Raw genomic sequence first — 13,649 nt, 5'->3', positions numbered from 1 at the left:
TATCACCGCACTAACCGATCAACGTTACAGCGAGATGACGCCAGGCCGCGCCACGGCTGGCAAATCGCCCTGATTGCCCAGCGCTGCAGCCAGCAGCTGTCGCTTCACCGGCGCCAGTTGATTGGTCGCCGCCATGCCAACAGCTCGTACCAGCTTGGCCAACGGATGCTGCAGCATAAAGCCGCGTTTGAAGGCTTCCATCAACGCAATCATCTGTTGCGCCTCGGCTTTACGCCAGCGCTCATACTGCCGTAACATGCGTTGCTCATTACAGGTTCGACCAGTGGAGATATTTTGTACTATTAGTTCTGCTAATGCACAAACATCCATCAGACCAAGGTTCATGCCCTGCCCGGCCAGCGGATGAATGGTATGCGCCGCATCTGCGACCAGCACAGCGTTATGCTTCACCCATTGGCTGGCATAACGCATTTTCAGCGGATAACTGCGCCGCTCAGTCTGCACGCTGAGCACACCGAGCACCGACTGACTGGCCGCCGTCAGCGCCTGATTAAATTGTTCGGCAGGCAGAGCAATTAGCTCGGCGGCGCGCTCCGGCGCCACACTCCAGACGATCGAAACTAAGTGAGGATCTGCCAAGGGTAACAAGGCCAAAGGCCCGGTCGGCAAAAACACCTGGCGGGCGGTCGCCTGATGCGGCGCTGTGGTGCGCACTACGGCGACTAAACCATGATGATCGTAATCCCAGAACGCGAGCGGCATTTTTAACTGCTCGCGCACCTGTGAATTCGCCCCATCCGCCCCGACCAGCAACTTGCTGATATAGGCGCTGCCGTCAGCAAGCGTCAGTAGATTCTGCCGCTCGCTGGCACTGATTTGCTGGATACGGGCATCAAACTTCCATTGGATATTCGGATACTGTTGGGCACGTTGATATAAACAACCACGTAGTTCTTCGTTATCGACAATCCAACCCAGCGCCGCATCGCCCGTCATGGCAGACATATCGAGCGCGCCTAAATCGCTGGTGGCAAATTCGATGCGGGCAAAGCTATCTGCTTCCCACACCTGCATCTGCTGATAAGCCGGCTTGGCGTTTAATAATTGCCAAACGCCGAGACTGTCCAGCACGCGCTGCGACGCCAGATTCAGTGCACTGACGCGGCTTAAGCTGACCGCACCGGCTTGCGGTGCCGGCCCTTGTTCCAGCACAGTGATTTGTAAATCTGGGCTATTTTTCGCCAGCAATAATGCCAGCGTCAGGCCTGCACTGCCGGCGCCGGTGATCAGAATATCGGTATCTAACATGATGAATGTCCGGTGGCGGCGCCTTTTGCTTCAGAAGAGGCCGCATGAGTGTCCGCTTGAGAGAATGTCTGCTGATACAGCGCGATCTGTTGCTGCTGGCTGGCGAGCGGCGATAGCCCCATCGTCAGCGCAGCAAAGGGCTGTTTTAATACGTTGCACTGGTTTAACAGGCTCAGGCCAATGCTGCGGCCAAGCGCCAGCAGTTTGCTGTCGTTGGAAAATAACCGCACCAGACTGTCAGTAAAACCCACCACCTGCGCCATGTCGGCGCTTCGAAGTAGCTGATATTGCCGGGTTAGCGCATAAGCGCCAGCGTCGGTGTGAATAGCCAGCAGCTGCAACAGCGCATCTAAATCCCGCAGCGCCAGGTTAAAACCTTGTCCGGCAATCGGATGTAAGTTGTGCAGGCTATTGCCACAGAGCACCAGCCGGTGGTCGGCCGCTTTTGCTGCGGTTTTTAACTTGAGCGGGTAAACCACGCGGTTACCTACACCGGTAAAAGTCCCGGCGCTGTAACCAAACGCCTGCTGCAACGCCTGAACAAATTCGGCTTCCGGCAATGCCTTGAGTGCTACGGCCTGCTCTGGCTGACAAGTCCAGACCAGCGAATAACGCTGCTGCGTTAATGGCAATAACGCCAGCGGGCCATCAACGGTAAAACGTTCAAAAGCTTTGCCCTGATGCGATGCTGCCACTGCTACATTCGCAATCAGCGCACTTTGCTGATAGTCGTGTTGCACACCATCGATGCCAGCAAGCGCGCGGCTTGGCGAATCACCGCCTTCGCACAGCACTAATAAGCGACACGAAAGCTCAGTACCACTTTTTAGCTGTAAATGCCGCAAGTCGCGCTCGGTACGGATGACACTGATTTGGTCCGGTCTAAACCACTGCAGCTGACTCGTTGGCACTTGCTGTAACTGTTGATACAACAGCCGGCCAATCCATTCGATTTCAATAACATAACCTAAAGCGCTGCGGCCAAACTCAGTGGCGGTTAACCGGCTTTTACCAAAATGGCCGCGATCCGACACCTGAATATGTTCAATAGCACAGGCATGCGGTTTTAACTGCGGCCACAGGCCCCAGCTGGCTAACAACGCCACACTGCCGGCGGACAAGGCAATGCTGCGGCTGTCGAAACTAGTGGTGTGTTGGGCTGCCGGCTCGGTGCCCTGTTGTTCAACACTTTGTTGCTCAACAATAGCAATCCGCAAGGCCGGCAACAGCCGGGTGATTTGCAGCGCCAGCATGGCGCCGGTCATACCGCCGCCAGCGATCACCAGATCAATTGGGGTGTTACTGTTATTTGCCGTGCTTTGGGCTGAACTCACATCTGCTCCTGTGCTTTGGCTGCTACCAATGCCGCTAACAACAACTGTCGTAAAACAATCAACGGCTCGCCATCAAAGCTTCAATATCAGCAATCTCTTTGGGCGCAGTATCGGTTAGATTCAGATGGCCGTCTTTGATCACCAACAAATCATCTTCAATTCGTACCGCCATGCCCCACCAGCGCGGGTCGCAATCCGAACCGGACGGAATATAGAGACCAGGCTCAATCGTCAGCACCATACCGGGTTCAAACGGCCGCTCAACATCAGCGATTTTATAAGCACCGACATCATGCACATCGAGGCCAAGCCAATGACCAAGGCCATGAATAAAATACTTTTTACAGGCTTGTTCGGCGATCAACGTTGGCAATTCGCCACGTAAAATACCCAAATCACACAAACCCCGGGTCAGTTCAGCAATGGCCGCAGCTAGCGTATCGCGACTGCTATTGCCGGGTTTTACCGCCGCGCAGGCGGCATATTGTGCGTCTAACACCACCTGATACAAAGCGGCCTGGTCTGGGCTGAATTTGCCATTAACCGGAAAAGTGCGGGTGATATCGGCGGCATAACCAAAGAGTTCGCCGCCGGCGTCAATCAGCACTAAATCGCCGTCTGTCAGCGCATCGTTGTTATCGGTGTAATGCAGGATACAGCCATTTTCGCCGCCACCAACAATAGTGTTGTAGGCTTGCTGGCGCGCACCGTGCATCGCGCAATAGTGGCGGATCTCGGCTTCGAGCTGATATTCAAACACACCAGGTGCGGCAATTTGCATGGCGCGGCGATGTGCAGCGGCGCTGATACGGCCGACTTCACGCATCAGCGCTATTTCGTGTTCATCTTTAAATAGCCGTAGCTCTGCCGTCAGTGGACGCAAATCCTGTATCTGCACCGGCGCGCTGTAACCGCGTTTGGGATAAGTGCGCAGCGTGCTGAGCGTTTGGAAAAGTTTGTCATCAAGCTGAGAATAAGCGCCCTGTGCAAATACCAGCGTCTGTTTGCCATTAAGCGCCTGCAGCAGCTCCTGCTCCAGCACATCATGGCATAACGCCGGCAGACCAAACTGCTGCGCGGCAGCCGCCGGGCCAAAACGCCGGCCTTGCCAGACTTCGGCCAGCTCGTCTTTTGGCCGGCAGAGCAGCAACTCACGGCAGCTGCCGTCGGTTTCTTTACTTAAAATCAACCAGGCTTCTGGCTCGGGAAAACCAGTCAGATACAGCAGGTCGCTGTCCTGACGGTAGGTATAATCGGTGTCGCGGCTGCGGATCACTTCCGGCGCTGCGCAGTGCACCAGCACGGAGCCCGGCGTTAAAGTCGCCAGCAACGCGGCGCGGCGTTTGGCATATACAGCAACAGGGAACACAGGAATAGTTTGTTGGGGCGTCATCAATGCCTCTTGTTTATTTCAGAGCAGGCTCAATTCAAAGCAGGCTCGTTTGAAGCGTATTAGTGCAACGTTTGGCTGGACACTTCAGCTGCAGCAAACTTCTGGCCGACTTCACTGAAGCAGGTCATTACCATAATGCGCACGTGCTCCAGTACCAGGAAATACGACTCTTCGTTGTCGGCTTCGCTGGTATCGTCCGGCGTGTAGATATCAATACGCGTCACTTCGGTTAACTGTTCAACCGCGTCGCGCACTTCTTCGGCGACAATGGATAAATCAGTTTGCTGAATGGCAAAACCAACCAAAAACGCCTGTGACCATTCGACTAAGGCTTCCAGCCGCTCGGGCAGTGCATCATCGTCGCCCGGCAGCAAAGGACTGAACCCCAGTTCTTCGTCGGCCAGTTGCCGCGCCGTTTCCGTGATCAGTTCGCTGATCTGGCTTTTTAAAGCTGCATTGACCGCTTGCCCGTCGTTTAAGAAGTCGTGTAAAACTGGTAGAATCTGACTTGCATCTGCGGGGACGCCGGCACTTAACATGCCAGCAACCAGACCGTGCAGCTCAGCTGCCGAGGCCATCAGTGCATTTTGATCTAAAGCTGTGGTCCAAAGGTCGTAATTCATTAAAGGATGTGCAGGCATCGGTAGAGCACCTAAAGCTTGAGCTGAATGCCGCTATGCTAACACCGGGCTTCCTGAGCGCCAAGGGCGCACCACCCCGAACCTATTAACCAGACAGCGGCAATTGCCACTGTAGTTACAACAAAAGCAGACAATTTATGTATCCAAAAGCGCAAAAACCAGCAGTCAATCCAAACAAACCAAAACAGCTGACCATCGCAGTATTAGGCCGGCATATGAAAATCTCCTGCCCGGCTGGCCAGGAAGAAAAACTGCAGGCGGCACTCAGTGAATTAGAAAGCCGGGTCAGCAATACCAAGTATCAACCGGGTGTGCATGGCGCCGAAGACGTGTTGCTGATGATTGCGTTAAATTTGTGCAATGAGTTACTGGAAGCGAAAAAGAGCGACGAATAAGGCTTATTTCGCTGAATTCCGGTGGTATACTTCAGCCGTTCTCTGAGTTGTTTGTGACTGGCTGATGTCCCTGAGCCGATAATTCTTTACATCAGGGTTTCTTCTCCAGCGCTATTGTGCAAGCCCGGCCCGTACCGGGAAGCCTGCGGCGTTGATTAGCTTCCCGCCTTGAACCTCTGGTTCAAGGGCTTACGCCGGTCACGGCAATTCGGAGAACACTTTGCCCGCTGTTAATCACGATTTCATCGCTGCGGATAAGGACAAACAAGCACTGCGCCAAGCATTGCGTGGCACGATCCGCCGGCAAGTGCGTCAGGCCCGGCAAGCCCTTTCTCCTCTGCAGCAACAACAAAACGCCGCCTCGCTGGTTGAACAAAGTAATCTCATCACCGAACTGATTACCGCACAGCACATTGCCCTCTACCTGAACAATGATGGCGAACTGGATACCGCACCTTTATTAGCGCACTTACAAAAGCTGGGTAAAACCCTGTATCTGCCGGTGTTACATCCATTTTGCGCCGGTTACCTGCTATTTCAGCGTTATGACGCAAACACCGTCATGACGGTAAATAAATTCGGTATCGCCGAACCCAAACCAGACGTCAGCGCCATTATATTGCCCGGGCAGCTCGACATTATTTTTATGCCGCTGGTGGCTTTTGATGACCAAGGCCAGCGCCTTGGCATGGGCGGCGGTTTTTATGACCGCACGCTGGCATCGTTACCACAGGGTTGCAATAAGCCGCTGCTAGTTGGCCTCGCCCATCAGTGTCAGCAGGTCGACATGGTGCCAGCCGAACCCTGGGATGTGCCGCTGCCGCGAGTGCTGACCCCCTACAAACTGTGGTCTTTTCGCTGATTTTCAGCCTATTGATGCCTCTGTTTAACGGCGAAAACTGACATCCCGCTGAATAGCCCCCTATACCTGACAAAAGTTTTTGATATACTCGGCTTTCCTCAGTCACCTTATGGTTTATATGGAAATCCTCATACTTGTTAGTCTGATTTTGTTAAACGGCTTATTCGCCATGTCCGAAATAGCCATAGTCACAGCACGCAAATCACGTCTGACAGCACTTGCCCACAACGGCCGTTCTTCTGCAGCCATCGCGCTGAAACTGGCCGAAGATCCTACGCAATTTTTATCAACAGTGCAGATTGGCATTACCTCGATTGGTATCTTAAACGGTATCTTCGGTGAAGCCGTGCTCGCTGGCCCATTCTCGATGTGGTTACAAAGTTATGGTTTCTCTGAAGGCTTCAGCTCGATTTTCGCCACAGTGCTGGTGGTTGTAGTCGTCACTTATGTGTCGATTGTCGTCGGCGAACTGGTGCCAAAACGCATTGGCCAAATCAGCGCCGAGACCATCGCCTGTATCATGGCCAAGCCGATGCTGCTGCTGGCAATGTTGACCAAGCCGTTTGTCTGGTTGTTAACTGGTTCCACCCACGCGATGATGCGGCTGTTTGGTTTTGCCCATAGCCAGGAATCCAACGTCACGCACGAAGACATTCAGGCCATGCTGCAAGAAGGTTCCAGCAGCGGCGTCATTGAACATACCGAACACACCATGGTGAAAAACGTGTTTCGCCTGGATGAGCGCAGCATTTCTTCGTTGATGGTGCCACGCTCTGACATCGTATTTCTTGATGTTGAATTGACACTCAGTGAAAACATGCAACGCGTGATGCAATCGCCGCATTCGCGTTTCCCGATTTGCAAAGGCCACGCCGACGAGCTGATTGGCATTATTTCCGCCAAACAATTACTGGCACAGTCGGTTGCCGGCACACTGAATGACCTGCAACAACTGGCGCAGCCTTGTAATTTTGTGCCGGACAGCTTAACCGGTATGGAGCTGTTAGAGCACTTCCGCAGTTCCGGTAGCCAGATGGTGTTTGTGGTCGACGAATATGGTGACCTCAAAGGCCTGGTGACGTTGCAGGATCTGATGGATGCACTGACCGGTGAGTTTAATCAGGCCGATTCTGCCGAACAGGATTTGATGATCGTTCAGCGCGAAGACGGCTCTTATTTACTGGACGGCCTGCTGCCGGTGATCGACCTCAAAGATTGCTTAGGCATCAGCAAGTTGCCGGAAGAAGACAGCAAACGCTACCAGACCTTAAATGGCCTGATCATGATGTTGCTCGGTAAAATTCCGCAAACGGCGGACAAAGTAGAACTGGACGACTGGTTGCTGGAAATTGTCGATATGGACGGTAAACGCATCGACAAAGTGTTGGCCCAACGGATGGAACCGCCGGTCGAAGAAGAGATGCCGGGCGCGCTGGCGGATTAAATTCAGCGCCAGTTGCCGCCAACCAGCTTTGATTCTGCGCTGTTCGTCGCAGCCGCAACATTTCGCAACAACCGCCCGCTTGGGCGGTTGTTTGCTTTTGTGCTAGCCTCGGCAAGATCTGTTAAAAAACAGCTGATTCAATAACAAGATGGCAACGCGGACCGTCAGTCATCATTTCACAGGAACGTAAATGAAAACAATTCACTGGCTGACTCTCGGGTCAGCACTGGCGCTTAGCGCATGTCAGCAAACCAGCCAGCCACCAACGGCTGCTGCCGCCCCTGAAGTAGCCAACAAAGAAAACAGCCAGCGCGCTGTGGCTGAACGGGTTGAAGCCCATATGCTGTTTTTAGCTGACGACGCCCTCGCCGGTCGTGATACCGGAAGCAACGGCCATCAGATCGCCAGCCACTATATTGCCAGCAATTTCAAGCAGCTTGGCTTGCAGCCAGCAGGCACCGAAGGCTACCTGCAACCGGTGCCAATGAAACAAAGCAAGCTGGTGCAATCGAGCCCGAAACTGAGCCTGACCGTGGACGGCAAAGCGACAGATTTCGCCTTCCCGAAACAATTTATGACAGGCCCAAGCAGCCATGAAGGCAAAGTCGACGTCAGCGCCGGCCTGGTGTTTGTTGGTTATGGTCTGGTGTCGAAAGAATTTGGTATCGACGATTACGCTGGTTTGGATGTTAAAGGCAAAGTGGTCGTGATCCTGCCAGGCCGCCCGGAATCACTGCCAAGCGAAGAAGCCGCCCATATCGCTTCATTAAAAGCCCGCACCGCTGCTGAGAAAGGCGCTGTCGGCATGATCACCATCAATACGCCGAAAGACGAAAAAATGCGTCCATTCGCGCAAGGCGCGTTATTCCTGCATATGCCACGCATCCGCTGGTTGCATGCTGACGGCGTGGCTGAGGGCGATTACCCGCAGCTGAAAATTTCTGCCTCGCTGGATATGAAACCAGCCGAAGCGCTGTTTGCCAAAGCACCACAGTCGTTAAAAGACATCTACGCTCAGCTGGAGAAAAAGCAAACGCCAAAAGGCTTTGCGCTGCCAGGTGAAGTGAATTTCAGCCGTCAGTCTGAACATCAGCAAATCAGCAGCCCGAACGTAGCAGCTGTGCTGGAAGGCTCAGATCCGGTGCTGAAAAACGAATATGTGGTCGTCACCGCGCACTCGGATCACATTGGTGTGGGCGTAGATATGCGCAGCAAAGACCGCATCAACAATGGTCTGATGGATAACGCTGCCGGTGTGGCCATTATGCTGGAAACCGCACGCCTGTTTGTGAACGCGCCGGTAAAACCAAAACGCTCGATTTTATTTGTTGCGGTAACAGGTGAAGAAAAAGGCCTGCTGGGTGCCGACTACTTCGCACACAACCCAACCCGCCCGGGCGACAAGCTGGTCGCAAACGTCAACCTCGACATGCCAGTGCTGTTATACCCGTTTGCCGACATCGTGGCCTTTGGTGCCAACCACTCAAGCCTTGGCCCGGTAGTGGCTAAAGCCGCTGGTTTGTATGACGTGAAACTGGCCGCAGACCCAATGCCAGACCAGGCAATTTTCACCCGCTCAGACCACTACACGCTGGTCAAACAAGGTGTGCCTTCAGTATTCCTGATGACAGGTTTCACCTCACGCGACCCGAAACAAAAAGGCGGTGAAGTGTGGGGCAAATTCTTTGCCAAGCACTACCACAAACCAACAGATGACGTAGCCGGCCTCACCAAAGACTTCGGCGCCATCCGTTACGACTACGGCGCCTTATTCGCCGACATCAACTACGCCATCGGCACCGAAATCGCCAACGCCCCAGCGCGCCCAACCTGGAACAAAGAATCTTTCTTCGGCAAGATTTTTGGCAAAGACTACAACACTGTGAAGTAAGTTGTGGTTTGGGATTTTTGATTGAAGAAAGCGCCGCAAGGCGCTTTTTTGTTGGGGAAAATCTCATCTCGGGATTGGTATTAATTCTGGGAAAAGGTCATGGTCAACTAATTTTGGCCACATCGTTATAGTCTGAACATTGGTAACCAGCAAAATCGAGAAATGGATAATGCACGTTTTTGTAACGTTTTGGCAATGCGTGAATATCCCGAAAATCTCGAGAAACTCGGTTCATTCGGTTGCCGCAATGTCTGATTTCAGTGAAAAGCAGTGATTCGACAGCAACTAGAGCCTTCCGCAGCTTCTCGCACAAAGCGACGATTCAATTAAATTTCAAAACGGTCGGGCGACAACGTTAGCAGACCCTCTGCGGCATGGATGCCGCAGAGGAGCCTACAAGGATGTATTTACGGCGAGTCTGCGGTGTTGTTGCCCGTGCCGTTTGGCAAAGTTTTCAGATTGAGAAAAGTGCGGCGTGTGACGCCCAGTCAGTTGTTGTCGCCCGCGCCGGTTGAATCGTTCTTGGTGCACCAGTTCACATTCGTACAATTCGCTTCGCTCCTCGCCCCCTTACCTCAGCACCAATATGGTTCCAACAGCAAAACTCATTGAGTTTCAATGCCACTTCAAGCCATGATGCGGTATATCGCAAACGAATTTGGTGAAGCGACTGATGAGATTTATTGGAATAAAAACTGCGTTAACGGTACTGAGTTTGCAGCCCGCTCCCGCAGCCGTTAATGGCCGAACTCTACGAAGCTTTTATTTTCAGGCATAGTCAGCAAGTCCTAAAACTCATTCCCCGCCAGTCAGACCTACGGGGAACAACAGGATTTAATGCTGATCCAGACCGTCAGAACGCTTCCCACTCATCATCATCACTTTTCGCCAGCCGCCCTTTTGCTGCAACCCGCGCACCGCTCTTTGCCTTCGAAGCCGGACGCGGCAGCGCCGGTCGTGACACAGGGTTTGGCTGCGACTGGCTCTGTTCGAACTTGAACACCGCGACGGCCTGACTCATCACCGAAGCCTGATCCAGCAGCGATTCCGCCGAGGCAGCCGCTTCTTCTACCAAGGCTGCGTTTTGCTGGGTCATCTGTTCCATCTGACTGACCGCTGTGTTGATTTCGGCGATACCGGTGCTCTGTTCTGCAGATGCTGCGGCAATATCGGTCATGATGTCAGTAACACGCTTGATCGATGTGACGATTTCACGCATGGTCTTGCCCGCTTCAGCGACCAGCACATTGCCTTTATCGACTTTTTCCACCGAATCGGAAATCAGCGATTTAATTTCCTTCGCAGCTGCCGTCGAGCGTTGGGCCAGGCTGCGTACCTCAGCTGCGACTACAGCAAAACCACGTCCCTGCTCACCGGCCCGGGCTGCTTCCACCGCCGCATTCAGTGCGAGGATATTGGTTTGAAAGGCGATGCCATCAATCAAACTAATGATGTCGGAAATCTTGCGCGAGGATTGGCTGATTGAGGACATGGTGCTAACCACCTGCTCAACCAGGACTCCACCATCGGTCGCCACAGCTGAAGCATTAGCCGACACAGCGTTGGCTTGACGCACGTTTTCCGCATTTAGTTTCACTGTGGCGGTCATCTCCTCCATGCTAGAGGCGGTTTCTTCTAGGCTGGAAGCCTGTTGTTCAGTGCGCGAAGACAGGTCTGAGTTACCAGCAGAGATTTCGCCGGCAGCGGTGTAAATGGCGTCGGCCGCTTGACGGATCTGAGCAAGCATCCGTGACAGGCTGGACGTGGTTTCGTTGGAGAAATCCTTCAGCTGACCGAAGGTGCCTTCATAGTCATCTTCGATCTGCTGCGTCAGGTCACCCTTGGCCAGCGCGCCTAAAACCCGCACTACATCATTGAGCCCCTTGTCGGCTGTGGTGACCAGCTGATTGAGGCCTGATGCCAGCTTCAGTAAGAACCCGGATTTTCCGGCTTCATTGATACGCAGACTGAAATTGCCAGCACTCGCGGCGTCAACCAGTGTCGCCACTTCTCGCTCAACTTCCACTTCAGCGGTGCGGTCGTTCCACTCCACTACTGAGCCCAGACGTTCACCGTTTCCGCCCATGACCGGGTTGGCGACCAGCGAGAAGGTGCGTCCACCGACTTCAATTTGCGTCTGGTAAGCGCTGGTAAAGGTTGCGAGCAGGCGTTTCTGGTGCTCTGGGTTTTTGTGGAAACCATCGATTGAAGCCCCCATCAGCCTGCTGGCATTAAAGTTGGGCAGCGCTTTACGCAGGTCAGCCTCGGCATTTTGCAACATTGCGGAGACGCTCTTGTTCATGTAGATGATGGTCCGATCGTTGTCGGCAATCATCACGTTAGTGCTGCAGTTATCCAGCGCATTACGAATGCGGGCGTTATCGGCGGCCAGACGTTCGGCTTTCTCCTGCGCGATCAACTCCTCGGTGGTGTCTCGCCATTCGACAACAGAACCAATGCGTTGTCCGCTCTGGTCGACGACCGGGTTGGCGGTCAGCGAGAAGGTACGGCCGCCGACTTTGATATTGGCCTTGTGGGTGCTGGTAAAAGTAGCTAAGAGCTGCTTCTGGTGTTCAGGGTTCTTATGGAAGGCATCGATGGAAGCACCAAGCAGCTGGCTGGCATTAAAACCTGGCAGCGCTTTGCGCAGGTCCGCCTCGGCATTCTGCAGCATGGCTGTGATGCTGTTGTTCATGTAGATGATGTTCCGATCGTTGTCGGCAATCATTACGTTGGTACTGCAGTTATCCAGCGCGTTGCGGATACGGGCGTTGTCGGCAGCCAGACGTTCTGCTTTCTCCTGGGCGATCAACTCCTCGGTGGTGTCTCGCCATTCAACGACTGAGCCAAGGCGTTGTCCGCTCTGGTCGATGACCGGGTTGGCCGTCAGTGAGAAGGTTCTGCCGCCGACTTTGATATTGGCTTTATAGGTGCTGGTGAAAGTGCCCAGCAGCTGGGCCTGATGCTCAGGGTGCTTGTGGAAGCCGTCAATCGGCGTGCCCAGCAGTTTACTCGCATTGAAGCCTGGCAATTCTTTGCGCAGATCCGCTTCGGCGTTTTGCAGCATGGCCTTGACGGTTTGGTTCATATAGATGATGGTCCGATCGTTGTCGGCAATCATTACGTTGGTACTGCAGTTATCGAGCGCGATGCGCACCCGTGAGCTTTCGATGGTCAGGTCGATCACCTGTGCTATGGCAGCCATCAGGCTGCTGTTATCGCCTTCTGCCAGTTTCAGCTCAATACCGGTGTCACCGGCCAGTGCACGGTACAGCGCTTCCCGCGCATGCGCTGGCTCGCCACCAACTTGCTGGCGAATCGAATGCAACACCAGGAAGAAAATCAGAATAAACACCAAAGCCGACACAGCGATGATCATCAGGGTATTGCGGATTTCGTTACTGACCATTTGCTTGGCATCAGCCATTGAGCTTTGGTAAACATCGCTGACTACTTTAACCAGTTCGACCACGGCAGCTTGCTGTGCCACGGCTTCTTGCTGAAGTGCTGCAAATTCATTTTCGATGAGCTGTGGATCTGCGCTACGCAGCGCATTGAGGTAACTGCCCAGCGCACGCTTGAAATAGGCCTCGCCATGCTTGGTAATTTCCCCATTTATCAGCGCCATTTGTGGCGGTTCATGGGGATTGTCGTTCCAGTACTGAATGCGTTCGCGAAAACTCGCTTGCAGTGCGAGCAAACGCTCGCTCTCTCGGTGCAGTGAGGTATGATCTTTTGCCTGACGCATCAATGCCACGGTTTCACGCGCTTCGATGATAAACATCGGCGGCGGCATGATGTCAGCCAGTAAGACGTTATCGTTTTCCAGCCCTCGTGCAGTTTCGCCACCGATGCGGACTTCGTTAATGGTGGTGAACGCACTAAAGGTGATTGCTGCAACACACACCGCAAATGCGGCCAGCAGCAGCGCCAATTTTTGCAGCAGGCTAAAGCGGTCTAGAATCTTACTCATGTTGTCTCCAGATTGTCGGAGTAGCGAGGCCCTACAACGAGCCTGAGCCTCGGATAGGGACTCCACAGCTGTAGCTCAGGCTAAACAGATAAAACCAACGTGATGTCGTTTCCATATTTGGTAAATAATTTCCCAATTGCAAGTCTTCATCACTGACAAGTTCCTGCGGATTTCAGACGAAGCTTCGATAGTATAGGACGTAAAAAGCAGCTTTTTTCCAATCAGTTCCATTATATTAGTGAAAGTTTATCAATGCCTTTTGTGCTTGAATCTCTATTTTCAGATGCGCACAACTGTTGCTCTGTGGCTGCGAATACCAGACGCTTGTCCACGAGTGAAGGGTGGACGTCCAAGGAAAAAAACGGACGGTCGCATGAAAAAACCGTGGTTGATTGACGAATAATATCGTTGATTTGTCATTGAGTTTCACTGTAATTTCAAGCGATG

The 13,649-nt window shown here is 53.2% G+C and carries 9 protein-coding genes and 1 other RNA gene; 5 read left to right on the top strand and 5 right to left on the bottom strand.

Translation table 11 applies throughout. The features are described from left to right. Window positions 1-24: 24 nt before the first annotated feature. The 4 genes from ACQ66Q_RS00825 to ACQ66Q_RS00810 are packed head-to-tail and all read right to left on the bottom strand — an operon-like array spanning window position 25 to window position 4,637. On the bottom strand, window positions 25-1,269 hold the full coding sequence (locus tag ACQ66Q_RS00825) for an FAD-dependent monooxygenase (protein ID WP_430455038.1): 1,245 nt from the start codon (window positions 1,267-1,269) through the stop codon (window positions 25-27). Beyond that, window positions 1,263-2,603 carry a 2-octaprenyl-6-methoxyphenyl hydroxylase gene (gene ubiH, locus ACQ66Q_RS00820; RefSeq protein WP_430455037.1) on the bottom strand — a complete coding sequence of 447 codons (1,341 nt, stop codon included), beginning with the start codon at window positions 2,601-2,603 and terminating at the stop codon, window positions 1,263-1,265. Before ubiH ends, ACQ66Q_RS00825 begins: the two co-directional genes overlap by 7 nt. A gap of 58 nt (window positions 2,604-2,661) precedes the next feature. Continuing rightward, the gene (gene pepP / locus ACQ66Q_RS00815) at window positions 2,662-3,996 is read right to left on the bottom strand and encodes a Xaa-Pro aminopeptidase (protein ID WP_430455036.1); all 1,335 of its coding nucleotides are present in this window, start codon (window positions 3,994-3,996) and stop codon (window positions 2,662-2,664) included. Between the two features lie 59 nt (window positions 3,997-4,055). Next, window positions 4,056-4,637, bottom strand: coding sequence for a UPF0149 family protein (locus ACQ66Q_RS00810; protein ID WP_430455035.1), 582 nt, complete (start codon window positions 4,635-4,637; stop codon window positions 4,056-4,058). A gap of 137 nt (window positions 4,638-4,774) precedes the next feature. Between ACQ66Q_RS00810 and ACQ66Q_RS00805 the strand changes: the two genes are divergently transcribed. The 5 genes from ACQ66Q_RS00805 to ACQ66Q_RS00785 all read left to right on the top strand — a co-directional run bounded on the left by ACQ66Q_RS00805 (window position 4,775) and on the right by ACQ66Q_RS00785 (window position 9,229). After that, window positions 4,775-5,032, top strand: a complete 258-nt coding sequence (locus tag ACQ66Q_RS00805) for a cell division protein ZapA (protein ID WP_430455034.1) — start codon at window positions 4,775-4,777, stop codon at window positions 5,030-5,032. 36 nt (window positions 5,033-5,068) lie between these two features. Then, window positions 5,069-5,251, top strand: a non-coding RNA gene (ssrS, locus tag ACQ66Q_RS00800) — 6S RNA. Between the two features lies 1 nt (window position 5,252). After that, the gene (locus ACQ66Q_RS00795) at window positions 5,253-5,894 is read left to right on the top strand and encodes a 5-formyltetrahydrofolate cyclo-ligase (protein ID WP_430455033.1); all 642 of its coding nucleotides are present in this window, start codon (window positions 5,253-5,255) and stop codon (window positions 5,892-5,894) included. A 118-nt stretch (window positions 5,895-6,012) separates the two neighbouring features. Beyond that, entirely contained in the window at window positions 6,013-7,338 is a 1,326-nt protein-coding gene (locus ACQ66Q_RS00790) for a hemolysin family protein (protein ID WP_430455032.1), read from the top strand. Window positions 7,339-7,528: 190 nt separating this feature from the next. Beyond that, complete coding sequence (locus tag ACQ66Q_RS00785) at window positions 7,529-9,229, top strand: M28 family metallopeptidase (protein WP_430455031.1); 1,701 nt, start codon at window positions 7,529-7,531, stop codon at window positions 9,227-9,229. An 853-nt stretch (window positions 9,230-10,082) separates the two neighbouring features. On the opposite strand, the gene ACQ66Q_RS00780 is transcribed toward ACQ66Q_RS00785, so the two are convergent. Then, window positions 10,083-13,202: a methyl-accepting chemotaxis protein gene (locus ACQ66Q_RS00780; protein ID WP_430455030.1), complete on the bottom strand. Its 3,120-nt coding sequence runs from the start codon at window positions 13,200-13,202 to the stop codon at window positions 10,083-10,085. Window positions 13,203-13,649 lie beyond the last annotated feature (447 nt).

It is taken from the genome of Rheinheimera sp., from assembly GCF_965283995.1.
In the GTDB taxonomy this organism is placed as follows: domain Bacteria; phylum Pseudomonadota; class Gammaproteobacteria; order Enterobacterales; family Alteromonadaceae; genus Pararheinheimera.
The sequence above is the reverse complement of the archived record's forward strand: the minus strand, read 5'-3'. Positions and strand labels throughout refer to the sequence as shown.